General features: G+C 63.4%; 27 protein-coding genes. 10 read left to right on the top strand and 17 right to left on the bottom strand.

Annotation, left to right across the window (positions count from 1 at the left end; genetic code table 11):
- Nucleotides 1–12 precede the first annotated feature (12 nt).
- The 4 genes from EXZ48_RS03315 to EXZ48_RS03300 form a co-directional block, all read right to left on the bottom strand.
- A complete protein-coding gene (locus EXZ48_RS03315) occupies nt 13–996 on the bottom strand; it encodes a tripartite tricarboxylate transporter substrate-binding protein (protein WP_050744693.1) in 984 nt (327 codons plus the stop codon).
- A 199-nt stretch (nt 997–1,195) separates the two neighbouring features.
- The gene (locus EXZ48_RS03310) at nt 1,196–2,551 is read right to left on the bottom strand and encodes a sigma-54 dependent transcriptional regulator (protein ID WP_130514309.1); all 1,356 of its coding nucleotides are present in this window, start codon (nt 2,549–2,551) and stop codon (nt 1,196–1,198) included.
- Nucleotides 2,548–4,371: an ATP-binding protein gene (locus EXZ48_RS03305; protein WP_371687636.1), complete on the bottom strand. Its 1,824-nt coding sequence runs from the start codon at nt 4,369–4,371 to the stop codon at nt 2,548–2,550. Before EXZ48_RS03305 ends, EXZ48_RS03310 begins: the two co-directional genes overlap by 4 nt.
- 105 nt (nt 4,372–4,476) lie before the next feature.
- The gene (locus EXZ48_RS03300; protein ID WP_130514308.1) at nt 4,477–4,977 is read right to left on the bottom strand and encodes a heme-degrading domain-containing protein; all 501 of its coding nucleotides are present in this window, start codon (nt 4,975–4,977) and stop codon (nt 4,477–4,479) included.
- A 148-nt stretch (nt 4,978–5,125) separates the two neighbouring features.
- Here EXZ48_RS03300 and EXZ48_RS03295 point away from each other — a divergent pair, with 148 nt between their 5' ends.
- A complete protein-coding gene (locus EXZ48_RS03295) occupies nt 5,126–5,707 on the top strand; it encodes a LysE family translocator (protein WP_023514389.1) in 582 nt (193 codons plus the stop codon).
- Between the two features lie 2 nt (nt 5,708–5,709).
- Here EXZ48_RS03295 and EXZ48_RS03290 read toward each other — a convergent pair whose 3' ends face one another.
- From EXZ48_RS03290 to EXZ48_RS03265, 6 genes are all read right to left on the bottom strand, one after another.
- Nucleotides 5,710–6,003, bottom strand: a complete 294-nt coding sequence (locus EXZ48_RS03290) for a DUF6074 family protein (protein ID WP_050744690.1) — start codon at nt 6,001–6,003, stop codon at nt 5,710–5,712.
- A 93-nt stretch (nt 6,004–6,096) separates the two neighbouring features.
- Nucleotides 6,097–7,419, bottom strand: a complete 1,323-nt coding sequence (repC, locus tag EXZ48_RS03285) for a plasmid replication protein RepC (RefSeq protein ID WP_023514387.1) — start codon at nt 7,417–7,419, stop codon at nt 6,097–6,099.
- A 157-nt stretch (nt 7,420–7,576) separates the two neighbouring features.
- Nucleotides 7,577–8,608, bottom strand: a complete 1,032-nt coding sequence (gene repB / locus EXZ48_RS03280) for a plasmid partitioning protein RepB (RefSeq protein WP_130514307.1) — start codon at nt 8,606–8,608, stop codon at nt 7,577–7,579.
- A 2-nt stretch (nt 8,609–8,610) separates the two neighbouring features.
- Nucleotides 8,611–9,822, bottom strand: a complete 1,212-nt coding sequence (repA, locus tag EXZ48_RS03275) for a plasmid partitioning protein RepA (RefSeq protein WP_024271204.1) — start codon at nt 9,820–9,822, stop codon at nt 8,611–8,613.
- A 239-nt stretch (nt 9,823–10,061) separates the two neighbouring features.
- Nucleotides 10,062–10,316 (bottom strand): WGR domain-containing protein, encoded by a 255-nt coding sequence (locus tag EXZ48_RS03270; protein ID WP_130514306.1) that lies wholly within the window; start codon nt 10,314–10,316, stop codon nt 10,062–10,064.
- Between the two features lie 87 nt (nt 10,317–10,403).
- On the bottom strand, nt 10,404–10,862 hold the full coding sequence (locus EXZ48_RS03265) for a MarR family winged helix-turn-helix transcriptional regulator (protein ID WP_130514305.1): 459 nt from the start codon (nt 10,860–10,862) through the stop codon (nt 10,404–10,406).
- Between the two features lie 81 nt (nt 10,863–10,943).
- On the opposite strand from EXZ48_RS03265, the gene hmgA reads away from it, so the two are divergent.
- Entirely contained in the window at nt 10,944–12,275 is a 1,332-nt protein-coding gene (hmgA, locus tag EXZ48_RS03260) for a homogentisate 1,2-dioxygenase (RefSeq protein ID WP_130514304.1), read from the top strand.
- 2 nt (nt 12,276–12,277) lie between these two features.
- Here hmgA and EXZ48_RS03255 read toward each other — a convergent pair whose 3' ends face one another.
- Entirely contained in the window at nt 12,278–12,838 is a 561-nt protein-coding gene (locus EXZ48_RS03255) for a DUF2585 domain-containing protein (protein ID WP_245461911.1), read from the bottom strand.
- A gap of 115 nt (nt 12,839–12,953) precedes the next feature.
- On the opposite strand from EXZ48_RS03255, the gene EXZ48_RS03250 reads away from it, so the two are divergent.
- From EXZ48_RS03250 to EXZ48_RS03235, 4 genes are read left to right on the top strand one after another with little or no spacing between them, the layout of a single operon-like run.
- Nucleotides 12,954–13,970, top strand: coding sequence for a fumarylacetoacetate hydrolase family protein (locus EXZ48_RS03250; RefSeq protein WP_023514380.1), 1,017 nt, complete (start codon nt 12,954–12,956; stop codon nt 13,968–13,970).
- Nucleotides 13,971–13,974: 4 nt separating this feature from the next.
- Nucleotides 13,975–14,619, top strand: coding sequence for a maleylacetoacetate isomerase (gene maiA, locus EXZ48_RS03245; RefSeq protein ID WP_130514302.1), 645 nt, complete (start codon nt 13,975–13,977; stop codon nt 14,617–14,619).
- A gap of 57 nt (nt 14,620–14,676) precedes the next feature.
- A complete protein-coding gene (locus tag EXZ48_RS03240; protein ID WP_050744683.1) occupies nt 14,677–14,916 on the top strand; it encodes a type II toxin-antitoxin system VapB family antitoxin in 240 nt (79 codons plus the stop codon).
- Nucleotides 14,916–15,311: a type II toxin-antitoxin system VapC family toxin gene (locus EXZ48_RS03235; protein ID WP_130514301.1), complete on the top strand. Its 396-nt coding sequence runs from the start codon at nt 14,916–14,918 to the stop codon at nt 15,309–15,311. Before EXZ48_RS03240 ends, EXZ48_RS03235 begins: the two co-directional genes overlap by 1 nt.
- A 36-nt stretch (nt 15,312–15,347) precedes the next feature.
- On the opposite strand, the gene EXZ48_RS03230 is transcribed toward EXZ48_RS03235, so the two are convergent.
- Entirely contained in the window at nt 15,348–16,829 is a 1,482-nt protein-coding gene (locus EXZ48_RS03230; protein ID WP_130514300.1) for an NAD-dependent succinate-semialdehyde dehydrogenase, read from the bottom strand.
- A gap of 96 nt (nt 16,830–16,925) precedes the next feature.
- Entirely contained in the window at nt 16,926–18,203 is a 1,278-nt protein-coding gene (locus tag EXZ48_RS03225) for a 4-aminobutyrate--2-oxoglutarate transaminase (protein ID WP_130514299.1), read from the bottom strand.
- 249 nt (nt 18,204–18,452) lie between these two features.
- On the opposite strand from EXZ48_RS03225, the gene EXZ48_RS03220 reads away from it, so the two are divergent.
- Nucleotides 18,453–19,268 carry a MerR family transcriptional regulator gene (locus tag EXZ48_RS03220; RefSeq protein WP_130514298.1) on the top strand — a complete coding sequence of 272 codons (816 nt, stop codon included), beginning with the start codon at nt 18,453–18,455 and terminating at the stop codon, nt 19,266–19,268.
- A 53-nt stretch (nt 19,269–19,321) separates the two neighbouring features.
- On the opposite strand, the gene EXZ48_RS03215 is transcribed toward EXZ48_RS03220, so the two are convergent.
- A complete protein-coding gene (locus EXZ48_RS03215) occupies nt 19,322–19,504 on the bottom strand; it encodes a hypothetical protein (RefSeq protein WP_130514297.1) in 183 nt (60 codons plus the stop codon).
- Here EXZ48_RS03215 and EXZ48_RS03210 point away from each other — a divergent pair.
- From EXZ48_RS03210 to EXZ48_RS03200, 3 genes are all read left to right on the top strand, one after another.
- Nucleotides 19,491–20,339: a MetQ/NlpA family ABC transporter substrate-binding protein gene (locus EXZ48_RS03210; RefSeq protein ID WP_130514296.1), complete on the top strand. Its 849-nt coding sequence runs from the start codon at nt 19,491–19,493 to the stop codon at nt 20,337–20,339. The two genes, EXZ48_RS03215 and EXZ48_RS03210, sit on opposite strands and share 14 nt — an antisense overlap.
- 83 nt (nt 20,340–20,422) lie before the next feature.
- The gene (locus EXZ48_RS03205) at nt 20,423–21,493 is read left to right on the top strand and encodes a methionine ABC transporter ATP-binding protein (RefSeq protein WP_130514295.1); all 1,071 of its coding nucleotides are present in this window, start codon (nt 20,423–20,425) and stop codon (nt 21,491–21,493) included.
- Nucleotides 21,474–22,130 (top strand): methionine ABC transporter permease, encoded by a 657-nt coding sequence (locus EXZ48_RS03200; RefSeq protein WP_130514294.1) that lies wholly within the window; start codon nt 21,474–21,476, stop codon nt 22,128–22,130. The genes EXZ48_RS03205 and EXZ48_RS03200 overlap by 20 nt, the downstream gene beginning before the upstream one ends.
- A 74-nt stretch (nt 22,131–22,204) precedes the next feature.
- Here the strand turns inward: EXZ48_RS03200 and EXZ48_RS03195 are convergent, their stop codons facing one another.
- From EXZ48_RS03195 to tauA, 3 genes are all read right to left on the bottom strand, one after another.
- Nucleotides 22,205–23,047, bottom strand: a complete 843-nt coding sequence (locus EXZ48_RS03195; protein ID WP_130514293.1) for an ABC transporter permease subunit — start codon at nt 23,045–23,047, stop codon at nt 22,205–22,207.
- Nucleotides 23,044–23,850, bottom strand: coding sequence for a taurine ABC transporter ATP-binding protein (locus EXZ48_RS03190; RefSeq protein WP_130514292.1), 807 nt, complete (start codon nt 23,848–23,850; stop codon nt 23,044–23,046). Before EXZ48_RS03190 ends, EXZ48_RS03195 begins: the two co-directional genes overlap by 4 nt.
- A gap of 93 nt (nt 23,851–23,943) precedes the next feature.
- Complete coding sequence (gene tauA / locus EXZ48_RS03185) at nt 23,944–24,948, bottom strand: taurine ABC transporter substrate-binding protein (protein ID WP_130514291.1); 1,005 nt, start codon at nt 24,946–24,948, stop codon at nt 23,944–23,946.
- Between the last annotated feature and the right edge of the window lie 393 nt (nt 24,949–25,341).

Below are 25,341 nucleotides of genomic sequence, written 5' to 3'. Positions count from 1 at the left end.
CAGCGGTTGACCTCAGTCAGCGTACTGGCCGGCCGCCTCGATGACGGGCTTCCAGCGCGCAATCTCGCCTTCGAGTTTTGCCTTCAGGGCAGCCGGCGTTGCGTCTGCCTCTGCCGACGGCGCCGTGCCGAGTTCGGCAAAGCGGGCAACGACGTTGGGGTCCTTCAGTGCAGCCTGCAGCGACTTGGACAGGCGTTCCGTCACGTCGGCCGGCGTACCCTTGGGCGCATAGACGCCGTGCCAGATGCCGACCTGGAAGCCGGAGAGACCGGCTTCTTCCGCCGTCGGGACATCCGGCAGATTGCCGAGCCGGGCAGGGGAGGTCACCGCATAGGCCTTGATCGTGCCGCCCTGGATCTGCTTCGTCGTGTTGGTTGTCTGGTCGCACATCACGTCGACCTGGCCGCCGAGCAGATCCGTCATCGCCGGGCCGGTGCCCTTGTAGGGAACGGTAACGAACTGCGTCTGCATGGCGCTCATCAGCAGCATGCCGCACAGATGCGAGGCCGCGCCGATGCCGGCATTGGCCACGGTCACCGTATCCTTGTTCGCCTTCATGTAGTCGATCAGGCCCTTGAGGTCCGTCGGCTCGAGATCCTTGCGGGCGACGATCGTCATCGGCACATCGGTGACGAGGCCGACATATTCGAAGGCGTTCAAAGTGTCATAGGCGAGCTTGCGATAGAGCGTCGCGCTGGTCGCCATGCCGATATGGTGGAGCAGCAGCGTGTAACCGTCCGGGTCTGCGCTGGCCACACGGCCCGCACCCAGCGTGCCGCCGGCGCCGCCGACATTCTCGACCACGATCTGCTGGCCAAGATCCTTTGACATCGCTTCGGCGACGAGGCGGGTGACCGTATCGGTCGGACCGCCCGCGGAGAAGGGCACCACCATGGTGATGGTCCGTTCCGGATAGGTCTGGCCGAGTGCCGACGTGGCGAGCAGCGATACGGCGAGTGCGGCCGAGACGCCGAACAGGGCTTTCAATGTCTTCATCAAATCCTCCCGATGAAATGCCCAGCCGACGTGGCTCCTCCCGCGCCGGTTCTGGATGACCTAGAAGGGCCTCCGGGATGGCGAGTCGGCAAGCGGCGAGGGAACTTTACGGGCGAGTTTACCGCCGTAAACTTGGCACGATGGGTGGAGATGGGAACAAACCTGCACACGAGCGGGTGGAAATCCACCCACCAACGCCTCAAATGTCGTCCTGAAGCAGCCCAGACGCGAAATTTTTATCGAGCCCGTACTTCTGCATCTTCTCGTAAAGCGTCTTGCGGGAGACCCCGAGCTGCTCGTAAACAGGCTTCAGACTGCCGCCATGGGCAGCCAGTGCCGAGGCGATCAGACCTCGCTCATAGGCGGCAACCCTGTCGGCAAGGCGCTGCGGTCCGGACTCCGGCGACGCCTCGTCCGGCGCAGTATCAAGCCCCAGCACGAGCCTGTCCGCGAAATTGCGCAGCTCCCGCACGTTGCCCGGCCAGCTCCGGCCGGCAATGTCCGCCGTCAACTCCGGGGGAACGTCAATGTCGCTGCGGCCGTATCGCGCCGCGGCCTCGCGCACAAGCTGGAGGAAGAGCAGGGGAATATCCGCCCGGCGCTGCGCGAGCGAGGGCACATGCAGCGTCGCGACATTGAGCCGATAGAGGAGGTCGGCCCGGAACCGTCCGGCCGCCACCTCCGCCGCCAGATCCACCTTGCTGGTCGCAATGAAGCGCACGTCGAGCGGCACGGGCTCGTTCGAGCCGAGACGGGTGATGACCCGTTCCTGCAGCACGCGCAGGAACTTTGCCTGCAGGTCGAAGGGCATGGAGCCGATCTCGTCCAGCAGGATGGTGCCGCCACGGCCGTGTTCGAATTTGCCGAAGCGCGGCCGCAGGGCGCCGGGAAAGGCTCCCGCCTCGTGGCCGAAGAGCTCGCTCTCGATGAGGTTTTCCGGCAGGGCCGCGCAGTTGATGGCGATGAAAGGGCGGTTTGCGCGGGCGCTGATATCGTGCAGCGCGCGTGCCACCACTTCCTTGCCGGCCCCGGTCTCGCCGATCACCAGCGTATCGGCATCCGTCGCGCCGATCGCCCTCAGCCTGTACCGAAGGTCCACCATGATCTGCGTTCGACCCGGCAGCCGGGCTTCGATGTCGTCCCGCTTGCCGGCGACGGCGCGCAGGCGGCGGTTTTCCAGCACCAGGCTACGGCGGTCCATCGCACGGCGGATGATGCCGGCGAGATGCTGCGCCGTGAACGGCTTTTCCAGGAAGTCATAGACGCCGGCCCGCATGGCGCTGACGGCAAGTTGCACATCCGCATGCCCGGTCACCAGGATAACCGGGACTTCCGGATCCACCTCGCGAATGCGCTGCAACAGCGTCATGCCGTCCATGCCGGGCATGCGGATATCGCTGACGACAACCCCGTCGAAAGCATAGCCGACGAGTTCCAGCACCGGCTCCGCACTGGCAAAGGTATCCACCGTCAGGTCGAACAGTTCGAGGGCCTGCGCCGAGGAGCGGCGCATCTCTTCTTCGTCGTCGATCAGCAGAATGCGCGGTCCGCTCATTCCGCCGCCTCCTGCGCAGGGGTTGCTACATCGAGCGTAATGCGGAAAACAGCGCCTCCGTCGGGATGGCTCACAGCGGAGAGACTCCCACCGAAGTCCTTGATAATATTATAAGAAATAGAGAGACCCAAGCCAAGTCCCTTGCCGACGCCCTTGGTCGTGAAGAAGGGATCGAAGATACGATCGGCAATTGCAGCCGGTACGCCCGGTCCGTGATCGCGCACTTCGATGACGACATGATCGTCTTCGCGATGCGCGGAAAGCCGGATCAGCCGGTCATCCAGTCCCTCGACCGCATCGGCCGCATTGCTGATGATGTTGACAAGCACCTGCTGGAGGCGGACCGGCCCGGCGCGCACGACGAATGCCTGCTCATCAAGTGCGACCTCCAGCTTCGCATCCGCCGCCTTCAGCCGCGGGGTGACGATCTCCACCGTATCGGCGATGACATCGGGGAGGGGAACGGCTCCCAGTTTCTCGTTCGGCTTGCGGGCAAAGTTGCGTAAGTGACGGCTTATCGAGGCCATGCGGTCGACGAGGGCGGAGATGCGGCGGACATTATCTTGCGCTTCAGGCACACGGCCCCGATCGATCAGCAGCGCCGCGCTGTCCGCATAGGTTTTCGCCGCGGCAAGCGGCTGGTTGAGTTCATGGGAGAGGGCGGCTGACATCTGGCCGAGACCGGCAAGCTTGCCGGCCTGGATGAGATCGGCCTGAGTCTTGCGCAGTTCCTGCTCGGTCAGCCGTCGTTCGGCGACTTCGAGTTCGATCTGTTCGTTGACGCGGGCGAGATCGGCAGTGCGCTCCTCGACGCGCCGCTCAAGCTCATTGCGCGCCTCCTCCTGGAGCCGGAGCCGCTCCACGACCCGGGCGCGACGTTGCCAGAGCACGGCAAGTCCAAGGCCCGCAAGGCAGATGAACAGCAGAATGGCGATGAGGGCGGTCCGGGCCTGCGTGCGCACCGAGGCTGTGTCGAGCAGCACATTCACGGTCCAGTCCGCCTCCGGCATGTATTGCGAGAGCTGCAGATATTCCCGCGTCGAGCCTTCACCGGCGATCCGCATCAAATGTTGACCGTAGTAAACACTTTCGGTGACGGGCAGGGGTTTCAATGCCGCTTCGGCGTAGCGCCGGGAAGCCTGGGTACGGGCGAGGCGAGGGGCGTCCAACGGCAGAATGCCGTTGTAGAGCCACTTTTCGTTCCCCGTCATGAAGATGATGCCTTCGGGGTCTGCGACGAAGATTTGGTATTCGCCACCGCGCCAGGAAGCCTCAATAGTGTCAATGTCCACCTTGAAGACGATAACACCGAGGATAGTACCGCCGACTTCCACCGGCGAGGAGAAATAGTACCCCCGTCTCAGCGATGTCGTACCAAGCGCATAGAACCGTGCCTGCCGACCCGCGATCGCCTCCTGAAAGTAGGGACGGTAGTCGAAATTCTGGCCGACGAAGGTTCCGGGCGCCTCGTAATTGCTGGCCGCGATCGTGTTGCCGTCCGGCGTCATCACATAAATGTCCGAGGACTCCAGAAGGCTGTTGATCTCCTTGAGGTATTGACTTGCGGTCCGGCGCAGCTCCGGGTCCGTCGGCGCCTGGAGCAGCGCTTCGATGTCGTCGTGATCAGCGATCAGCGCGGGCAGGGGCTCGTACCGGCTGAGGTGCCCGCCAAGCGCCGCAACCGCAAGGCGAAGCGTCGTGCCGGCCTGCAAGGAGGCTTCGCCCATGTAGCTGCGGGTCAACAGCGCGCCGCCTTGCAGGATGGTGAGCACCACGACGATCGGCAGGATCACGAATGCCAGGGCATGACGCAATTTCACGGAACGACGGCTCCTCTCCGCTTCCTCCCGGCCAAGCGGCCGCAGCTTATCCTAATGAGCCGGGTCGATCTTTCCTAGAGGGGAGGGGAGGGGAGGGGAGGGACGCTAGTCCGGCAAGCGGGCTTCACCAAGGTCGATGTTCAAGAAGCCGGCGATCGCATCCGCGACAATGGCGTGGTCTATGCGCTGTGGCACGCCCGAAACCGTAACGGCTCCCACGCAGCCGAGATCCGCTACGAAGAGCGGGACGCTGCCGCCGTGCACTGCGAAGTCGGCATGCGGGAGATTATGCGCTTCCATTTGGTCCCGGCCGGAAAGCGCCAGCCTCCGCCCGACGAGATAGGAGGAGTGCCAGAGCCGCAGCACCGTGTTTCGCTTGCGACGGACCCACTCGACATTGTCGGTCGATGTTCCCGGGAGGGCGCAATGAAACAACGGCCGATCACGCAGGGAGATATCGATCGCCACACCCGCGCCACGGGCGAGCGCCGTCTCGCGAACCCGATTGCCGAGCGCCCAGGCATCGTCCGGGCTGAACCGGCTGAACCGGAGAAGGCGCTCCTGTTCCTCCAGCCGGCGGATGTCGTCCGCAATCATCTCGGTCATTGTCGTCTCCCTCTCGTGATCTTGGTCCGATCCTTACCGGGACTTCGCATGCGGGGGAAGACACCGCGCTCTTGACGGAGATCAAGGCCGCGGTGCAGGAAGTGCCTAGGGTGGAGCCGTACAGATCCTCCCCACCCGTGGAACACTCATGCCGGACAGCTTTTTCATCGTCGCCATTCTCGCGCTGCTGCTCACGCCTGGACCGACCAACACCCTTCTGACGGTCGGCGCCGCAGCGCGCGGATTCCGCTCGAGCCTCCCGCTGCTGATCGGGGAGCTTGCAGGCTATCTTGTCGTCGTCGTGCCACTGGCAACGATTGCCGCGTCTCTGCTGGAAGGGCGCCCGGCGCTTGCCGTCACCCTTCGGCTCGTGGCTGCCTTGTGGGTGCTTTTTCTGGCCATTCGGCTTTGGCGCGTCTCGTCCAGCGAGACGACCCCGGACAGTGCCTCTACCGTAACCATTGGTCAGGTCTTCCTGACAACCGTCCTCAACCCGAAAGCGCCGATTATCGGTCTCGTCATCATGCCACACGGCCCGCTTTCGCAGATCGCCCCGGCGATAGGGTTGTTCAGCCTGCTGGTTGCGGGCGCCGGCACGAGTTTTCTCGTTCTCGGCAGCCTGATTGGTCGCGCGCCGGTTCTGTCGCCGCAACTTGTCTACCGCGTTGCAGCCGTCTGCCTCGGCGTGTTTTCGCTCGGGCTGGCGGGAACCGCTTCCGGGCTTATTTGAGATCAGGCCTCATCGGCCTGATGCAGGCGCATGAGTTCCTGCTGCACCTCGTCCTGAAAGGCGAAGACGGCGGCCCGTGCCTGGGTTTCGTTCGATCCAAGCTTCTGCAGCTCGGCCGCAAGTTCACGGCACACCTTCACCCAGTATAGCCGCGCTTCATCGCCATGCAGGACGCCCAGTTCCCCGGCACAGCGGCGGACATGGGCCGTGCGGCGTTCGACGGGAAACGGGACGACCGGTCCATTCTCGTTGGCAACAGAGCGGCGGTGCGGCTGGATCGCGGCATATGGGGGCATTGATTCGGGCTTCCTTGTCTTCCCCCCATGATTAGGGAATCCATGGTTAATGCCCGGTTTCCAAAGTGAATTTCGTGTACCGCCCTGGCACCGTCACCCCACCTGCCGTACTGGCTTCTCGTTTGCCCGCGTCAGCGCCATCAGCATCGGCCCGAGCGAAAACTCCCCGCGTTCCGCCCGCCGGGTGAGGTCACGCAAATAGCCGCCCGCCGAGTTGATGTGCCCGGCGCGTTCAAGAATGCAGGCAATGACCGTCGCCGCGTTCTCCGGCCCGAGGATCGCACAGGCGTTCTCATAGGCCGAAGCGCTGACCGCCAGCATTGAGCGCACCACCACCGCCGCGGTCATCAGATCGCGCCAGCTCGATATCGCTCCACCCGGACCGAAGGCGACGATTTCCGGGCACGCCTGCAGCACAAGACCCAGCGGATAGGGCTTGAGCGCATCCGAAACATTCGCCGGCTGTGGATGAACTCCTTTCGCCGTCGTCGGGACATCGACAGGCCACTGCGAATAGCGTCCGCTCGTTTTTTCATCGCCATTGCCGTGCTGCACAGCCACCCGCTCCTGTTCTCTCTCGGCATCGCCGCCCTGCTTCGATTCGAAGCGAGGTTCAAAATCAGAGGATGAGTCGGGTTTTGAATTCTGTTTGTGCCGCTCAGTTTGGCCGGCATTGCCCGCCGATTTTTTCAAAATAACCTGCCGTTCCAGGTGGTTGATGATTTCCGCTCGCAACGCTTCCAGCGCGGCGAGGGCCGGCGTCAGGATTTCCGGTGTCGGTACGCGTGGCAGGGCAAGCACAAGCACTCGAAAATCGGCTTCGTAACGCATCCAGTCACCCGCAAGCCCGTCTTCCAGCGCGGTCCCGATCAGCTTGGCAATATCCCGGCGCACGAGCGTCACACGCTCCCGCAGCCGCTGCAGTAACAGGCGCTCGGCAACCACCTCGGCGGCAAGCTGTTCGATTTCCTCGGCCCGGGCAAGCAGCGGGGCCAGTGAAAAGCCGAAGGCTTCACCGATCGCGCCCTGCGGGTCGCGTCGCACATAGCGCTTGCCGTTCGGGCTGTCGCGCCGGGTGAGAAGGCCACTTTCCACCAGCGCCGCGAGATGCCGGCGCAGCGTCGTCTCCGCCATGCCGTGCGTGCGCAGCGAAAGCTGAGCGTTCGAGGGGAACACCACCAGCCCGTCGCTTCCGGCAAGGTCGGTCTTCGGATAAAAGCTCATCAACGCATTCAGCACCGAAAGCGCCCGGTCGCTGATGCCCAGCTTCGGCCGCGCTTCACAGAGCCAGCGATACAGCTTCCACTTGTCCACGCTCGCATCCGGCGGGACTGATTTTGCGATCGCCTGGCTTGCGAGCATGCCAAGCGTCATCGCCCGCCGCCCGAAGGGCGTCGTTATGCCGTCCGTCTCCATGTCTCTTCACCTTTTCAACAGGCAAAAGAAACCCCATCACCGGAACCGGCGCCAAAAAGGCTTGACTGTGATTCGGGGAAGTGCGACTCTCAGGCTGCTAAACGATGAGAAGGGCTTCCACGACGGTAACGTTGAGGGGGCCTTTTTCTTTTGCGGATCAATCTCCTGATTTATCTGCATTTTCCGTCTGGAACGCCTCGTAGAGGCGGTCCAGGTTCTGGGTAATGTAAGCGCCAAAGGCCACGGCATCCGCGGATTTCAGCGCAATCGTGTACTGGCGACCGGTGGTCTTGATGCTGGCGCGCACCGGGCCATCCTTGCGGACCCACTCGGCTGATGCCGGCTTTGCGACAGCCTCCGGGGCGTCCTTGCGGGCAAGGTGGCTGCTGACGAGATTGAAACGGTCCTCGGGCGCACGGGCTTTCACCCGGTCGCGGGCCAGGAATTCCATCGCCCTGTCCTCGTTGGCGGGCTCGTCGAAGCGGGTGGCCAGCTCGTGCCAGCGGTCTCGCCCGATGGCGAGCGCCGGGCCGATGCCGGTCCGCACCGTCTTGGGAATGCGGTTCACCACCGAGAGCATCTTGGACACGGTCGTCTTGTCGGCACTCAGCGCCGCCATGATCGTTTCGCGGTCGAAGCCACGCGCCTCCAGCTCCCCGGCAAAGGTTGCCCTTTCGAGGAAGGAAAGGTCAGCGCGCGCACTGTTTTCCTGGCCCTGCGCGATAACGTGGTCCCGGTCGGTCAACGCCTTGACGACAGCGCGAACGGGCCGCCCGAGCAGGCGCGCAGCCTTGGCGCGGCGATGGCCGAAGGCGATCTGGTAGATACCGTCCTTGGCTGGATGCGGACGAACGAGGATCGGCGAGTCTTGCCCTCGCACGCGCATAGCCTCAACGAGGTCACGGAACTGCTCGTCCGAATGGGCAAGGCGGTCGGAAACGAAGGATTCTTCGATCTGATCGGGCTCAAGCTCGATGACGACCTCGCCGGCCGTCAACTTCGCTTCGATCTCTTTTGCCGCATCCGCCTTGGCGGCCAGCGCGTCGATACTGCGCGTAACAGCGCCAAGCGCGCCGATGCCCTTGTAGGTCACATGCTGGCGCGGCTCGTCGTTGCCGGGGATTACCGGCGCCACTTGCTCCGTCGTCGTCGGGGACATCAGGTTGGAAAGAACGTTCTTGCGCGCCATGGTCAGCGCCCCCATGCCTTGTGGATCAGTTCAACAATTTCCGCGTTGACCGCCTCCATGGATTCGAGCGCCCGGTCATAGGTGGCACGTGTGAACTGACTCCGGTCAACTTCGTAAAGCGTCTGGTTGGTCAGCGCTGCATCGGCAATGGCAACGCTTCGCACCATCGGATTGGTCAGGACATGCTGCTTGAACAGTGAGCGCATGAAGGCGACCATCTGGGTTTGCGGCCCGTCGGCCGGGTCGTAGCGAGTAACGAGATACCGCAGCCAGTCGAGGTTCATGTTGCCACCCGCGCTCTTCAGCGTGTTCAGCACTTCCCCCAGCATCTGCAGGAACTGGCACATGGACATGACGTCGAGCATCTGCGGATGCACCGTGATCAGCACTGCCGTCGCGCCGCAGATCGCGCTCATCGTCAGGAAGCCGAGCTGCGGCGGGCAGTCGATCACCACCACGTCATAGTCGTCGGCTACGGACGACAGAGCCTCATCGAGCCGTGCGAAGAAGATCCGGCCATAATCGCTCCGGTCGCCCTGCGCGAGAACCCGCGGCGTGTCGTGCTCGAACTCCATGAGTTCGAGATTGCCCGGCACGATGTCGAGGCCCGGGAAGTTCGTCTTGCGGATGATTTCCTTCAGCGGCCGCCGCTGGTCGTCATAGCGGATGGCCCCGTAAAGCGTCTCGTTCTCGTTGACGTCGAACTCCGGCTGGAAGCCGTGCACCGCCGAAAGGCTGGCCTGCGGGTCGAGATCCACCGCCAGCACCCGGTGCCCTGTCAGCGCGAGGTGTTGGGCGAGGTGGGCCGTCGTCGTCGTCTTGCCGGAGCCGCCCTTGAAGTTGACGACCGCGATGACCTGAAGGTGTTCGCCGCCGCGCCGGCGCGGCACGTAGCGCTGACCGGCGCGGCCGTTCTGCTCCAGATACTCGCGCATCTCCTGCAATTGCTCGGCCGAATAGGACCGACGGCCGGAAGGCGTGACCTGCGGCAGCGGCCCCTTGGATTCCAGCGAAAGATTGCGCAGGTAGCCGCTGGTGACGCCCAGGAAATGTGCGGCCTCGCTCAGCTGGAACTGGCGCAGGTTCTTCTGTGCGACGGGAGGGAACATCTCCAGCCGGTGCTGCTTCAGTTTGTCTGACAGTTCGTGCGCCTGTCCGATGATCAGTTGATCGACCTCGGAAATTGCCCGTCCGAACGTTGCGGCCATATTCATGTCGAGAATCTCAAAATGCGATTTCAAACCCATTTGCAGGTTTAAAACGCATTTAGACGCGATTCTGATTCCAGGGCAAGGCAAAAAGGGTTAACGCGCCCGTCACGGGACGGAGCTGGCACCCAATAATCCAGACTTTAGCCTATTGACCATCAGTCGCCTATCGAGGCTGCGCGATTCGGCTGGGGAAAACTCAAGAAAGTTTGCATTTTTCTTCCGGGACCGCCGAATCTGGTCCCTCAAGCCTCGACATAGCCCCGCCTGCGCCGAAGCGCGACCTGTCGCGCGAGCACCGTCTCTGCCTCCGCCAGCGAGGGATAGAGGTTCAGCGCCTGCCGGCCGCGCGTGCCGATACGGCCCCAGTGACGCAGCACCGCGACTTCGCCGAAAAGGGTCGGCTCCAGCGAGAGCATATAGAAGCGCGCCATGTTGCGCACCGCATCGATACGGCGAAAACGATAGGTGGGCAGCGGGGGTGGGGGCGTGTTGGGCATGGACGCGAGTCTGCCGAAGGCGCGAACACCGTCCAACGAAAGATATGAATCGATCAGGGTCGATCGTTTCACGGTATTGATGCATCGTCAGTCCTTTGGCAAACGACGGACCGTCGGCACCGCCAGCTTCGCCTCGACGGCGGCAAGACCGGCCTCCAGCTGTTTCAGCCCGCCGCCACCGAGAAGCCGGGCAAGCTCCCGCTCGTACTCTCGTGCCACCACGACCATTTCGCCATAGATGCGCCGTCCCGCCGGCGTCAGTTCGAGGTGCTCGATCCGGCGATCGTCCAAATCCTCGCGCCGCTTCAGCCAGCGTTTTTCCTCCAGCGCCCGCACGGCACGCGACACCTTCGTCTTGTGCATGCTGGAGTTCGCGCCGATCTCCGTCGCCGTCATGTGCCCGTAGGCGCCGAGTGCGGCAAGCGCCCGCCATTCCGGCCGCGTCATGCGGTAGCGCGCACGATATTGCGCGGCAAAGCGCTGGCTGACCAGCTCGGCAGCGAGATTGAGCCGATAGGGCAGGAATGTCTCGAGCTTGAAATCCATGGCGCGCCTTGATGGTTACAAAATGGACAGTTACATCTGCAACCACTTGAGGACAAGCACCTTGCAGGAGGAGGACCAGCCATGTCGGATCATGCCGCCAACAGCCTGAAATACATGCCGGGTTTCGGCAATGATTTCGAAACGGAGGCGCTGCCGGGTGCCCTGCCGCAGGGCCAGAACAGCCCGCAGAAATGCAACTACGGCCTTTATGCCGAACAGCTTTCCGGATCACCTTTCACTGCACCGCGCGGCACCAACGAGCGCTCCTGGCTCTACCGAATCCGCCCAAGCGTGCGCCACACCCGCCGCTTCTCCAATGTCAGCTACCCGCACTGGAAGACCGCGCCCTGCCTCGACGATCATTCCCTGCCGCTCGGCCAGCTGCGCTGGAACCCGCTGCCGGCGTCTGACGAGACGCAGAATTTCCTTCAAGGTATCCGCACCATGACAACGGCCGGCGACGTGCTGACGCAGGTCGGCATGGCGGCGCATGCCTATACGTTCAACGCCGACATGGTGGACGACTATTTCTTCAATGCCGACGGCGAGCTTCTCGTCGTGCCGCAGCTCGGTGCCGTCCGTATCTTCACCGAAATGGGCATCATGGATGTCGAGCCGCTGGAAATCTGCCTCATCCCGCGCGGCATGATGTTCAAGGTCGCGCGCATCGGCGAGGGCGACACCTGGCGCGGTTATGTCTGCGAGAACTACGGCGCGAAATTCACCCTGCCGGACCGCGGGCCGATCGGCGCCAACTGCCTTGCCAATCCGCGCGACTTCAAGACGCCGGTCGCGGCCTATGAAGACAAGGAGACGCCCTGCCGCGTGCACGTCAAATGGTGCGGCAAGTTCTACGTGACCGAGATCGGCCATTCCCCGCTCGACGTCGTCGCCTGGCACGGCAACTACACGCCGTTCAAATACGACCTCAGGGCCTATTCGCCGGTCGGCGCGATCCTCTTCGACCATCCCGACCCGTCGATCTTCACCGTGCTGACTGCGCCGACCGAGGAGGCCGGCACCGCGAACATCGACTTCGTCATCTTCCCGCCGCGCTGGATGGTGGCCGAGCACACCTTCCGCCCGCCCTGGTATCACCGCAACATCATGAGCGAATTCATGGGCCTGATCCACGGCCAGTACGACGCCAAGGAAGAGGGGTTCGTGCCTGGCGGCATGAGCCTCCACAACATGATGCTACCACACGGGCCCGATGCGACCGGCTTCGAGAAAGCCTCGAACAGCGAGCTGAAGCCTGTAAAACTCGACCACACCATGGCCTTCATGTTCGAGACGCGCTTCCCCCAGCAGATCACGAAGTTCGCGGCCGAGCTAGAAACCCTGCAGGACAACTATCTCGAATGCTGGGATGGGCTGGAACGCAAGTTCGACGGAACGCCGGGCATCAAATGACGTCAGCCGCCCTGCCAGGCCTTCACCGCCTCCAGCGGCCAGACGAGCATCAGGATGTTGAGCGCCAGGCCATCGCGGATGAGCCAGGTGGTGGTCGCCTCGAAGACGACGATGATCGCCACGCTCGCCCAGACGGGCAGGCGTGCAGCGAGGAAGAAGCCGACCACCATGGCGAGAATGTCCGCGCTCGAATTGATCACGCTGTCGCCGAAATAGTCGAACGAGATCGTCGCCTCGCGATAGCGATTGATGATCATGTCGGTGTTTTCGAGGATTTCCCAGGCGCATTCCAGCACCAGCGAGAGAGCAAGCCGCAGTTTGAGGCTCGCCTTCTTCAGGAGGAACGTGAAGAGGCCGAAGAACAGGATACCGTGGATGATGTGGCTCGGCGTGTACCAATCGGACAGGTGCTGCGAGTTTTCCGAAGAAATCACCACGCCATGCCAGAGTTTGACATATCCGCACTTGCAGATGAGCGGCTGACCCATCGTATAAAGGACGATGGCCGTCGCGCCGACGAAGCCGGCGACCAGCAACAGGGAATTCAGCACCGTACGGTTCAAGACGGGATTTCCTCGGAAAAGCGATGCGCCGGAACGACCGACGCACGAGGGTGGAGACAGGCGGCCGGAAGATGACACGATCGCACGGCCGGAAACAAGATCGGGAGTAGGACGCATGAAGCTTGCGACACTGAAAAATTCCACCCGCGACGGCCGCCTGGTCGTCGTCTCGCGCGACCTGACGCGCTGCTCGGAAGTGGGGCATATCGCCCGCACTCTCCAGGATGCGCTGGACGACTGGGAACATGTCGCCCCGCGGCTTGAGCGGGTCGCCGAAGGGTTGGAAACCGGTTCGCAACCGACCGCCCGCTTCCACGAACACGACGCCGCATCGCCACTGCCCCGCGCTTACCAGTGGGCGGACGGCTCGGCCTATGTCAATCACGTCGAACTCGTGCGCAAGGCACGCAATGCCGAAATGCCCGAGAGCTTCTGGACCGATCCCCTGATGTATCAAGGCGGCTCCGACAGCTTTTTGGGACCGCGAGACCCGATCCTTGCGGCGGATGAGGCCTTCGGCATCGACATGGAAGGTGAGATCGCCGTCATCGTGGACGACGTGCCGATGGGCGCGAGCGTCGAGGAGGCGCGGCAGGCAATCAAGCTCGTCATGCTCGTCAACGACGTGTCGTTGCGTGGCCTCATTCCGGGTGAACTCGCCAAGGGCTTCGGCTTCTTCCAGTCGAAACCCTCCTCGGCCTTCTCGCCCGTCGCGGTAACCCCCGCCGAACTGGGCGATGCCTGGGACGGCGGCAAGCTGCACCTGCCGCTCCTCGTCTCCCTGAACGGCAAGGCCTTCGGCAAGGCCAATGCCGGCATCGACATGACCTTCGACTTCGCCGAACTCGTCGCCCATGCCGCCAAAACCCGGCCGCTCGTCGCCGGCTCGATCATCGGCTCCGGCACCGTCTCCAACAAGCTTGATGGCGGCCCTGGCAAGCCGGTCGCCGAAGGTGGGGCGGGGTATTCCTGCATCGCGGAAATCCGCACCATCGAGACGATCGCCTCAGGCGCGCCCAAGACACCCTTCATGAAATTCGGCGACACCGTGCGCATCGAGATGAAGGACAAGACGGGCCACTCGATCTTCGGCGCGATCGAACAGACCGTCGAGCGATACGAGAAAGGCTGAGCCAGTGCACGACGAGATCATCCTCTTCGATTACTGGCGCTCATCCGCCAGCTACCGTGTGCGTATCGCGCTCGAAAGCCTCAGCCTGTCCTACCGGCGCGAATCCGTTGATCTCCTGGCCGGTCAGCAGCGTTCCCCGGAACACCGCGCCCGCAACCCGCAGGGCCTCGTGCCGGCCTTGTCGATCGACGGGCACGTCCTGACGCAATCGCTTGCTATCATCGAGTATCTTGCCGAAACGTGCCCCGAGGCGCGTTTCCTGCCCGCCGATCCGCTGGGTCGGCAGCGGGTGCGCACGCTTTCCTATGCGATCGCCATGGAAATCCACGCCGTCTGCAACACCGGCGTCATCGGCCATGTCATGACGCTGACGGGGGGAGGGGAGGAGACGCGCGTCGCCTGGATGAAGAAGTACATCGGCGAAGGCCTTCTGGCCGTCGAAAAGCTCCTCGATGCCCCGGCGACCGGCACCTTCTGCCATGGCGACACGCCCACCATGGCGGATTTCTGCCTCGTGCCGCAGGTCTACAATGCCGAGCGCTGGGGCGTCGACCTGTCGGCCCTCGAACGGGTAAGACGCATTGCCGAAACCTGCCGCGCCCTTACTGCTTTCCAGGCTGCGCACCCTGACGCGGTCAAGCCGGCCTGATCTTTCAGGCAAGGTTCCGGTATGGTATATATACCCTCGACAGAGGAAGGATATACCATGCCGCTCTATGTGAAGGACCAGGAGGTCGATCGGCTTGCCGAACGACTGTCCGCGCTGCGCAAGGTCAGCAAGACCGAGGCGGTGCGACAGGCTCTCGTGCATGAACTGGAGCGCGTGGAGAGCGAACCGACATTGGTCGAGAAGGCCGTGGCCATGACAAGGGAACTCAACAGGAAGTACGCCCCCACTGGCCTCAAGGCCGACAAAGCCTTCATCGACAGTCTCTACGAGGATTGATGTTCCTCGACGCTTCAGCAATCGTCGCCATGATGACAAACGAAAGCGATGCCGCATCGCTGTCGGCGCGCTTGGCGGCCGCGCGTTCACCGACGACCTCGGCTATGGCGCTTTGGGAAGCGTCCGTTGCTTATAGCCGGATTTTCCGACTTGAACCGAACGCCGCCCTGCGCGAGGTCGAGGCCTATATCCGGCTGTTTGATGTCCAGATCATTGCCATCGAGCCGGCAATCGCGGCAGCGGCCGTCGATGCATACCACCGCTTCGGCAAGGGCCGCCATCCCGCAGGTCTCAACTTCGGAGACTGCTTCGCCTATGCCTGCGCAAGGCAGCTCGATATGCCACTGCTCCACAAAGGCGACGACTTTCCGCAGACGGATATCGAGACCGCCTGAGGATCGCCCTGCCGAAGCGGGGCGATCCCGGTATCATCAGGCGACGTCGCCCATGCAGACATATTTCAGTTCGAGATAGTCGTCGGCACCATGGGCGGAGCCTTCGCGGCCGAGACCGGACTGCTTGATGCCGCCGAAGGGCGCAGCCTCGGAGGAAATGAGGCCGGTATTGACGCCGACCATGCCGTATTCCAGCGCTTCGGCCACCTTCCAGACCTTCTTGAGATCGCCGGCGAAGAAGTAGGCGGCAAGGCCGAACTCGGTGTCGTTCGCCTGCGCGATCACGTCCTCGACGGTGTCGAAGCGGAAGAGCGGGGCGACGGGACCGAAAGTTTCTTCCCGTGCGACCGTCATGCCGCGTGCGACGTTCTTCAGAACGGTCGGCTGAAAGAAGGTGCCCTTGCCGTCGACGCGCTTGCCGCCGGCCACCACGGACGCTCCCTTGGAGACGGCATCGGCAATATGCGCCTCGACCTTGTCGATCGCCGCTTCCTCGATGAGCGGGCCGATCGTCGTGCCCTTGTCGAAGCCATCGCCGACCGAGAGCTCGGCAACCCTCTTCGCCAGCTTTTCGGCAAAGACGTCATAGACATTCGACTGCACATAGAGACGGTTGGCGCAGACGCAGGTCTGGCCGGCATTGCGATATTTCGACGCCATGGCGCCTTCCACGGCCGCATCGATATTCGCGTCGTCGAAGACGATGAAGGGCGCGTTGCCGCCGAGCTCCAGGCTCACCTTCTTGATCTGGTCGGAGCACTGGCGCATCAGGATGCGACCGACCTCCGTCGAACCCGTGAACGAGATCTTGCGGACTTTCGGGTTGAAGCAGAGCTCCTTGCCGATCGCCGGACCGTCCGTGCCGAGAATGACGTTGAAGGCACCCGCGGGAATGCCGGCCTTTTCGGCGAGCACCGCAAGGGCAATGGCCGATAGCGGCGTCTGCTCGGCCGGCTTGGAAACGACCGTGCAGCCGACAGCAAGTGCGGGCGCCACCTTGCGGGCGATCATCGCGGCAGGGAAATTCCACGGCGTGATCGTGCCGACGACGCCGACGGGCTGCTTGATGACCAGCATGCGCTTGTCGGCTGACGGGGCGGGGATCGTCTCGCCGTTGATGCGCTTGGCCTCTTCCGCATACCACTCGACATAGGAGGCGGCGTAGAGGATTTCGCCCTTGGCTTCCGCCAGCGGCTTGCCCATTTCGGCAGTCAGGATCGCGGCCAGTTCGTCGGCATTCGCGATGATGAGGTCGTTCCACTTGCGCAGGAGGATGCTGCGGTCCCTCGCCGGGCGGGCGGCCCAGACCTGCTGTGCCGCATAGGCCGCGTCGATCGCCGCAGCCGTTTCGCCGGCGCCCATTTCAGGCAGTGTAGCGAGCTTTTCGCTGGTGGCCGGGTTGAAGACGTCGAAGGTTGCCGCACCGTTGCCGCCGATCCAGTTGCCGTTGACATAACCCGCATCGCGCAGGAGATCGGTCGACGTCAGGTGCCGGGTGAGAGCATCGTAGAAAGCCATGGTGTCCTTCCTTTCGGACGTGGAAGGCCGTTCACCCGGAGCTAGAGCTCCGGGTGTCGCCTTGGGAGGATGTGTTTCAGTGTTGCGCGGCGCCGATCAGGCGGCGCGGGCTTCGATCATCGCGCTTTCGAGAATGTCGAGCGCCTCGGCGAACACCTCGTCCTGGATGGTGATCGGCGCCAGGAAGCGGATGACGTTGCCGTGCACGCCGCAGGTCAGCAGGATCAGGCCCTTGTCGAGAGCCTTCAGACGCACCTTGTTGGCGAAGTCGGCGCTCGGCAGCTTGGTCGAAACATCGTTGAACTCGACGGCGTTCATGAAGCCCGGACCGCGGATGTCGACAATCTCGGGAATCTTGTCCTGCAGCGAGGCAAGGCGCTGTTTCAGGCGCGCGCCGAGATTTTCGGCGCGGTTGCAGAGGTCCTCGTCCTTGATGACGTCAAGAACGGCATGGGCCGCCGCAACGCCGATCGGGCTGCCGGCATAGGTGCCGCCAAGACCGCCCGGGCCGGGCGCGTCCATGATTTCCGCACGGCCGGTGACGGCCGCGATCGGGAAACCACCACCAAGGCCCTTGGCCATGGTCATCAGGTCGGCCGCGATGCCGTAGTGCTCCATGGCGAACATCTTGCCGGTGCGGGCGAAACCGGTCTGGACCTCATCGGCGATAAGCAGGATGCCGTGCTGGTCGCAGATCTCGCGCAGCGCCTTCATGAAGTAAACCGGGACCGGATAGAAACCGCCTTCGCCCTGAACCGGCTCGACAATGATCGCCGCGACCCGGTTCGGATCGACATCGGCTGCAAACAGCTTCTTCAGGACGGAAAGCGACTGCTCGACGGTCGTGCCATGCATCTCGACCGGGAAGGGTGCATGGTAGACATCGGCCGGCATGGCGCCGAAGCCTACTTTGTAGGGAACCACCTTACCGGTCAGCGCCATGCCCATGAAGGTGCGGCCGTGGAAGCTCCCCGTGAAAGCGATGACGGCCTGGCGACCGGTGGCGGCGCGGGCGATCTTCACGGCGTTCTCGACGGCTTCGGCGCCGGTCGTCACGAAGATCGTCTTCTTGGCGAAATTGCCGGGGGTGATGGCGTTCAGACGCTCGGCGAGCTCGACATAGTTCTCATAGGGCACGACCTGGTGGCAGGTGTGGGTAAAGCGGTCGAGCTGGTTCTTGACGGCCTCGATGACGCGCGGATGGCGGTGGCCCGTGTTGACGACGGCGATACCCGCGGCGAAATCGATATAGCGGTTGCCTTCCTTGTCCCAGATCTCCGCATTCTCCGCACGGTCGGCGTAGATCTGCGTGGTCATGCCGACGCCGCGCGAGATGGCGGCGTTCTTGCGGTCTGTGAGGGGCGTTGCGGTCATGGCGCTATCCTGAATCTGGAGGCTTCTGATAATGGAACGTTCGCGCGGCTCCGAACGCAAAGCCGCTTCGCGCTTTTTGCCGGAACCGCATTAACTTGCATTTTTTCTGCAAGTCTCAAGTGGAATTCCTACATTTTTTCTGCAAGAATGCAACGGGCATTTTACGGCGGCAATGCGACGGTTTTTCGAACCGGTCCGCGCCGCCGGAGTGCTATAAAAGAACACTATACAGAATCAGGGATTGGCGCGATGGGTTCGCAAGAACCGGTGCACTACAAGGTGGCGGAGGCCGCGCGGCTCGCTGGCGTTTCAGCCTCCACGCTTAGGCTTTGGGAAACGCAGGGGCTGGTCGTGCCCGACCGCTCCGAAACGGGTCACCGCCAATACAGCGCTGAGGACGTCGCACGGCTGAAGCGCATCGCCTGGTACAGGACCGAGCGCGGCCTCAACCCGGCGGCCATCCGCGAGGCGCTCGAAGCGGAAGAGCCAGCCAATGACAGTCCCGCCTCCGACGGCGACGCTCACCAGGGCGTCGGGCGCAAGCTGCGGAGCCTGCGCCACGCCGCCGGCAAGACGCTCGACCAGGTCGCCGGCGACATCGGCGTCGCGACCTCCGTGCTCTCCACCTTCGAGCGCACCTCGCAGGGCGTGACGTTCCGCGTGCTGCACGACCTTGCCGACTACTATGGCACAACCGTCTCGAAACTCTCCGGCGAGGAGGAGCAGGAAAACCGCTCGGTCGTCCGGGCAGGGGAGTGGAAGTTCTGGCCCGAGACCTCCCCCGGCGTCACCATCCAGGTTCTGGCCGACGGGCGCAACATGATGGATTGCCACCGTTTCGTGCTCGCCCCCGGCGCTTCCTCGGACGGCGCCTACAAGCATGAGGGCGAGGAATTCGTGCATGTCCTCTCCGGCCGCATCGAAATGGTGCTCGACGGCCACGAATTCCACGACCTCGGCCCCGGCGACAGCCTCTATTTCGAAAGCTGCCGGCGCCATGCCTGGCGCAACCGTCACGACGGCGAGACCGTGCTGATCTGGATCAACACGCCGCCGACCTTCTGAGCCGGCGCCCGGACGGACGGTGCCCGCTGCGGCACCCGACATAGTTTACAATTTCAGTAGAAAATATTTTCCGCTGCACCGCGATATACGGGAGCGAAAATTTCCGTTTCCGCCTGCTCAATAAACCGCCATTCGTTGTCCATAAAAGCGGCATTTGCGATTTTGAGGGCAGAAACAACGATGTTTCGCAGTCGATCCTCCCAATCGCGAAAGCAGGCCAGCATGTCGAAAATCAACAAGAAACTCCGCGCAAGCACTCTCTTCACCCGCCGCGCCGCACTTGCGGCCCTCGCGGTGGCAGCCGCCGCCCTCTCCACCTTCTCGCTTCCCGCACCCGGCTTTGCCGAAGACAAGAAGGATCTCAAGGTCGGCATCATCTCGGGCGAGGACGAAGACGTCTGGCGCGTCGTCATCGCGGAAGCCGCCAAGAAGGGCCTCACCATCGAGGCGGTCGTCTTCAACGACTACACCCAGCCGAACGAAGCGCTTGCCCGCGGCGAAATCGACGCGAACGCCTTCCAGCATCTTCCCTATCTGGAAAACCAGGTCCAGCAGCACGGCTACAAAATCGTCCCGGTCGGCTACACGGCCGTTTGGCCGATCGGCCTCTACTCCAAGAAGCACGCCAAGGTGGCCGAACTTCCTGATGGCGCCGTCGTCGGCGTGCCGAACGACCCGTCCAACGAGGGCCGGGCGCTGCGCGTGCTCCAGAACGAAGGCCTGATCAAGCTGAAGGACGGCACCGGCATCCTCGCCACGATCGCCGACATCGCCGAGAACCCGAAGAACCTCGAGATCAAGGAACTCGATGCAGGTATCGTCGGCCGCTCGGTCGATGACCTCGATGCCGCGATCGTCAACACCGACTGGGCACTGAAGAGTGGGCTCACCCCGGAAAACCGCATCGCGCAGGAGCCCGTCGACGAAAACCCGTACCGCAACTTCATCGCCGTGCGCGCGGAATCGAAAGATGAGGCCTGGGTCAAGCCGCTGGTCGAAGCCTACCAGAACGATGCCGTGAAGGCTGAATTCGACCGCGTCTACAAGGGCACGGGCATCAGCGCCTACTAAGGCCGCCATCCAACCAGCAAGACAGCCCGCGATGCGCCTTCGGCCGCCGCGGGCTGTCTTGTCGTTTCCGGAAGGGAACCGAAATGAACACCCATGTGACAAGACAGGCGGCCGAAGCCGTCGCGCGGCAGGATGATGTCGTGCGTCTCGCCGACGTCCGGCGCCGCTTCGGCGCAACCGCCGCGCTCGACGGCGTTTCGCTTACGGTGCGCCGCGGCGAAATCCTCGGCATCATCGGCCGCAGCGGCGCCGGCAAGTCGACGCTCATCCGCTGCCTCAACGGCCTCGAACGGCCGGACAGCGGCAGCATTGCCATCGAAGGTCGCGAGATCACCGGCCTTGGCGAGGCGGATCTGCAACCGCTGCGCCGCCGCATCGGCATGATCTTCCAGCACTTCAACCTGCTCTCAGCCAAGACCGTCGAGGAAAACATCGCCCTGCCGTTGAAGATCGAGGGCTGGCCGAAGGCCAAACGTCTGGCACGCGCGGCCGAGCTTATCGAACTCGTCGGCCTCTCGGGCAAGGCGAAGGCCTATCCGTCAGAGCTTTCCGGCGGCCAGAAGCAGCGCGTCGGCATTGCAAGGGCACTCGCCGCAAGCCCGGCGCTGCTGCTTTCCGACGAGGCGACCTCCGCGCTCGATCCGGAAACGACCCGGGCGATCCTCACGCTGCTGAAGGATATCAACCGCAAGCTCGGCCTCACCATCCTGCTCATCACCCACGAAATGGAAGTGGTGCGCTCCATCGCGAACCGCGTAACGGTGCTCGACGCCGGCCGCATCGTGGAGGAAGGGCCAGTCTGGCAGGTCTTCGCGACGCCTCGGGCACAGACGACGAAGAGCCTTCTCAGCGGCATCCGCCCGCAGCTGCCGGCCCATATCGCCGAGACGCTGGTCGCGGATGTGGTTGGCGAGGCCATCCTCGGTGTCGATATCGCCGGCCCTGCGGCCACGGGCCCGTTCCTTCAGCAGCTTTCCGCCGCGTTTCCGGACGGCTACCGGCTGATCCACGGCGGCATCGACCATATCCAGGAACAGGCGGTCGGCCGCTTCTTCATCGCCGTGCCGGCCGAGGCCACTGCACGTTTCACAACTCTTGCAGAGCGCTCCGGCGCACAGGTGGAGGTCCTCGGCCATGTCGCCGGTCATGCTTGAACTGCTCGTCCGTTCGCTTTGGGAAACCGTCGTCATGACGGCGGCCTCCGGCGTCATCTCGCTCGTCTTCGGTCTGCCGCTCGGCCTTGCGCTGGTCGCAACCGCGCGCGGCGGCATTGCGGAAAACCTCTGGATCAACCGCGTGCTCGGCGCTGTCATCAACGGTTTCCGCTCCGTGCCCTTCATCATCCTGCTGGTCGCGCTCATTCCGGTCACGCGCCTCATCGTCGGCACGTCGATCGGCACCTGGGCGGCCATCGTGCCGCTCGCCATCGCCGCGACACCCTATTATGCGCGCATCGCCGAGGTGTCGCTGCGCGAAGTCGATCGCGGCCTGATCGAGGCGGTGCGGGCAATGGGCGGCAACCGCTGGACCATCGTGCGGGAAGTGCTGATCCCCGAGGCGTTGCCCGGCATCGTTGCCGGCTTCACCGTCACGCTCGTCACGCTGATCGGCGCCTCTGCCATGGCCGGCGCCATCGGCGCAGGCGGCCTCGGCGACCTCGCCATCCGCTACGGGTACCAGCGCTTCGAGACATCGGTGATGGTGGCGGTTGTCGCCGTGCTGATCGTGCTCGTCTGCGGCATCCAGTGGCTGGGCGATCGCCTGACCGCCCGCCTCGACCACCGCGGGTGAGATCCAGCACACCGAAAAACGGCCGCCTCTTCTGACCAAGAGGCGGCCGTTTCCTTTCAGGTTTGGCCCGAACCTCAGCGGTGTGCCGCCCAGGGCACCAGGCGCCGCTCGATCTGCCGGGCGATGTATTCCAGGAGGATGGCGATCAGCGCGATGACGATGATGCCGGCAATGACGATGTCGGTGACGAGGAACTGAGCCGCCGACTGGATCATGAAACCGATACCGCTCGTCGCAGCCACCAGCTCGGCCGCCACCAGCGTCGTCCAGCCGGCGCCGAGCGCGATACGCACGCCGGTGAGGATCGACGGCACGGCACTCGGCAGCACCACCTCGCGCAGCACCTGCGCCCGGCTCGCCCCGAGCGAGCGAGCCGCATTAACGTGATCCTTCGAAACCCCGCGCACGCCGGCGGAGGTCGACAGGATGATCGACGGCAGCATGGAAAGTGCGATGACCGTGATCTTCGAGGCCTCGCCGATGCCGACCCAGATGATGATCAGCGGCAGATAGGCAAGCGGCGGCAGCGGCCGCAGGAATTCGACGATAGGGTCGAGAACGCCGCGGCCAAGGCGGCTCGTGCCGATCGCGATGCCGGCAGGAATGCCGATGAGGATGGAGGCGATCAACGCGCCGAAGATGCGGGTGAGGCTGGCGCCGACATGTTCTGCCAGCGTCGAGTCGACGAACCCCGTGACGACGAGATTGTAGAGCGCGAGCACGACCTGCCGCGGGGAGGGCAGGAAGACCGGCGAGACGAGCGCGTAGACGGAGGCCAGCCCCCAGGCCGCGATGATCACGCCGATCGTGACGGCCGAGATGATGGCCACCGGTAGCGACCGCCCCCTCGGCAGGCGTTTCACCGGCTGCGTTTCCGTCACCTGCGGCAGGGCATCGATGTCAGTCGAAAGTGTCATGCGGCAATCTCCTCTTGCGCGGAGGCGTGAATGAGGCCGGTCAGGCCGGCATGCATGCGCTTAAAGATCGGCGAGGCCTTCACCGCAGCGACCGATGCACCGTTCAGCACCTCCGCATTGAAGCCCGCCTCGATCTCCGCCGTCAGGCGACCCGGATTGGGTGACAGGACGACGATGCGCGTGCCGAGCAGCAGCGCCTCCTCGATGCTGTGCGTGATGAGCAGGGCGCCCGCTCCGCTTTCCGCCTTGATGCGCAGCAGGAATTCCTGCATGCGCGTGCGTGTCAGGGCGTCGAGCGCGCCGAGCGGTTCGTCGAGCAGCAGGAACCGCGGCTCGGCGGCGAGTGCTCGGGCAATACCGACCCGTTGGCGCATGCCGCCGGAGAGCTCCCAGATCCGCCGGTTACCGGCATCGGCAAGGCCGACACGGGCGAGAAGCTGTTCCGCCCGCGCACGGCGCTCGGCAAGCGGCACGCCTTTCAGCTTGAAGGGAAGGGCGATGTTGTCTCGCGCGTCCAGCCAGGGATAGAGCGCATCGTCCTGGAAAACGACCGCCCGGTCGGCGCCCGGCCCGTCGATGGGTACGCCATCCACGGTGACGGTGCCGGCGGTGGGATCGAGGAAACCGGCGGCGAGATTGAGCAGGCTCGTCTTGCCGGAGCCTGATCGCCCGATGATGGCGACCAGTTCATCCGATGCGACCTGCAGATTAATGCCGTCGAGGACCAGTTTTTCCTCTGCGCCGGTGCGCCCCGCCCTCGGCGGATAGCGCAGCGAAACGTTGCGGAATGTCAGGGTACTCATGAAACCTCCGGAAGCGTGGGCGATCGATCGGAAGAAGGCCCGGCAGCGCGATAACGCTGCCAGGCCCTTCCGCCGCGGGATTGTCTCACCGGGTCAGTAGGCGAGCTTCGTCGCATCCGTCACCCAGCGGGTGGAGACATAAGGCGCGTAATCAGAGAGCGCCGCGGGGATCTTGCCCTGTTCCAGCAGGAAGGCCGACGTGTCGGCCACCGCCTTCACCGTGCCGCCGCCGAGCAACGCCTCGCCGGCCTGCTCTTCCAGCGTCGGGAAGATGTAGCCCTTCAGGAGTGCCGGCACTTCGTCCTGCTTGGCACCTGTCAGGCGTGCAATCTTCTCGGCTTCCGGCGAGGTGGCGTTCCAGGATTCTGGATTGGCGCGATAGGCCGCCGTCGCATCGCCCGTCACCTTCACGAAGGCCGTCACGACATCCGGATGCTCCTCGGCAAATTTCTTGCTGACGATCCAGGCATCGAAGGTCGGACCGCCCCACTCGGCGACATCCGCCGAGGTGGCGAGAACTTTGCCGCTCTTCTTCAGCTGGGCGAGCACTGGATCCCAGACATAGGCGCCGTCGATATCGCCGCGTTCCCAGGCGGCCGCAATTTCCGGCGGACGCAGATTGAGGATCTCCACCGACTTCGGATCGACCTTCCAGTGCTTCAGCGCCGTCAGCAGGCTGTAATGCGCGGTGGAGACGAAGGGCGTCGCGATCTTCTTGCCTGCAAGAGCCTCCGGTTTCTCTATGGACTTCACGGCAAGCGCCTCGGCCTCGCTGATGAGGCCGACGACGAAGATCGTCTCGATCGGCAATTCACGGCTGGACGCGGCGGCCAGTGGCGACGAGCCGACATAGCCGATATCCAGCGAACCCGAAGCGATGGCGGCGATCACGTCGGCACCGCCATCGAATTTCTGCCAGTTGATCTTGGCGCCGGTCACCTTCTCATAGGTACCGTCGGCCTGCGGCACGCGAGAAGGTTCTACGATCGGCTGGTAACCGATATTGAGTGTCACCTCTTCGGCAAAGGCAGTGCCGAACGAAGCGGTGAGGGCAAGGGCGGCCGTCGCGGCAAGCAGGGTCCTGCGGGTCGTGGTCATGGGTCTCTCCTCAAAAAGCCGTCGCCCGGGTTCAGTCGCGGGCCGGTCATTCAAGGCTATATATTCAATAAATTTAGTAGAGAAATATTTGCCTCAATTTAGCGGCATCCTCGCGATTGGTTTTGCGTTTTCCGACGGTGCTGTTGAAACGAGTCGCGTGCACCGGAAAACCGCCATGCAAGGCCTCGTGCAAGGAGGAGTTCGCGGAAAGGATCGGCGAGAGTGGAAAATGATGCCAAATGGGCACGCCAGGGCGGAAAATCCGCATAAGCACTTGGCAAAAATGCCAATTTCCTTGCAGGATCACTGAAAAATAAATTATATTGTTTTTATATGTTTTTCGCACTCCGGTGCCAAGAATGAGCCAGAATCACCCGTCATGGGTGAGCCGAT

The sequence above is a fragment of the Shinella sp. JR1-6 genome, from assembly GCF_004284735.1.
Taxonomy (GTDB): domain Bacteria; phylum Pseudomonadota; class Alphaproteobacteria; order Rhizobiales; family Rhizobiaceae; genus Shinella.
The sequence above is the reverse complement of the archived record's forward strand: the minus strand, read 5'-3'. Positions and strand labels throughout refer to the sequence as shown.

Coding starts and splice junctions, on each gene's coding strand:
- EXZ48_RS03315 (WP_050744693.1), bottom strand. CDS start 996: ATGAAGACATTGAAAGCCCTGTTCGGCGTCTCGGCCGCACTCGCCGTA.
- EXZ48_RS03310 (WP_130514309.1), bottom strand. CDS start 2,551: ATGAGCGGACCGCGCATTCTGCTGATCGACGACGAAGAAGAGATGCGC.
- EXZ48_RS03300 (WP_130514308.1), bottom strand. CDS start 4,977: ATGACCGAGATGATTGCGGACGACATCCGCCGGCTGGAGGAACAGGAG.
- EXZ48_RS03295 (WP_023514389.1), top strand. CDS start 5,126: ATGCCGGACAGCTTTTTCATCGTCGCCATTCTCGCGCTGCTGCTCACG.
- EXZ48_RS03290 (WP_050744690.1), bottom strand. CDS start 6,003: ATGCCCCCATATGCCGCGATCCAGCCGCACCGCCGCTCTGTTGCCAAC.
- repC (WP_023514387.1), bottom strand. CDS start 7,419: ATGGAGACGGACGGCATAACGACGCCCTTCGGGCGGCGGGCGATGACG.
- repB (WP_130514307.1), bottom strand. CDS start 8,608: ATGGCGCGCAAGAACGTTCTTTCCAACCTGATGTCCCCGACGACGACG.
- repA (WP_024271204.1), bottom strand. CDS start 9,822: ATGAATATGGCCGCAACGTTCGGACGGGCAATTTCCGAGGTCGATCAA.
- EXZ48_RS03270 (WP_130514306.1), bottom strand. CDS start 10,316: ATGCCCAACACGCCCCCACCCCCGCTGCCCACCTATCGTTTTCGCCGT.
- EXZ48_RS03265 (WP_130514305.1), bottom strand. CDS start 10,862: ATGGATTTCAAGCTCGAGACATTCCTGCCCTATCGGCTCAATCTCGCT.
- hmgA (WP_130514304.1), top strand. CDS start 10,944: ATGTCGGATCATGCCGCCAACAGCCTGAAATACATGCCGGGTTTCGGC.
- EXZ48_RS03250 (WP_023514380.1), top strand. CDS start 12,954: ATGAAGCTTGCGACACTGAAAAATTCCACCCGCGACGGCCGCCTGGTC.
- EXZ48_RS03240 (WP_050744683.1), top strand. CDS start 14,677: ATGCCGCTCTATGTGAAGGACCAGGAGGTCGATCGGCTTGCCGAACGA.
- EXZ48_RS03235 (WP_130514301.1), top strand. CDS start 14,916: ATGTTCCTCGACGCTTCAGCAATCGTCGCCATGATGACAAACGAAAGC.
- EXZ48_RS03230 (WP_130514300.1), bottom strand. CDS start 16,829: ATGGCTTTCTACGATGCTCTCACCCGGCACCTGACGTCGACCGATCTC.
- EXZ48_RS03225 (WP_130514299.1), bottom strand. CDS start 18,203: ATGACCGCAACGCCCCTCACAGACCGCAAGAACGCCGCCATCTCGCGC.
- EXZ48_RS03220 (WP_130514298.1), top strand. CDS start 18,453: ATGGGTTCGCAAGAACCGGTGCACTACAAGGTGGCGGAGGCCGCGCGG.
- EXZ48_RS03210 (WP_130514296.1), top strand. CDS start 19,491: ATGTCGAAAATCAACAAGAAACTCCGCGCAAGCACTCTCTTCACCCGC.
- EXZ48_RS03205 (WP_130514295.1), top strand. CDS start 20,423: ATGAACACCCATGTGACAAGACAGGCGGCCGAAGCCGTCGCGCGGCAG.
- EXZ48_RS03200 (WP_130514294.1), top strand. CDS start 21,474: ATGTCGCCGGTCATGCTTGAACTGCTCGTCCGTTCGCTTTGGGAAACC.
- EXZ48_RS03195 (WP_130514293.1), bottom strand. CDS start 23,047: ATGACACTTTCGACTGACATCGATGCCCTGCCGCAGGTGACGGAAACG.
- EXZ48_RS03190 (WP_130514292.1), bottom strand. CDS start 23,850: ATGAGTACCCTGACATTCCGCAACGTTTCGCTGCGCTATCCGCCGAGG.
- tauA (WP_130514291.1), bottom strand. CDS start 24,948: ATGACCACGACCCGCAGGACCCTGCTTGCCGCGACGGCCGCCCTTGCC.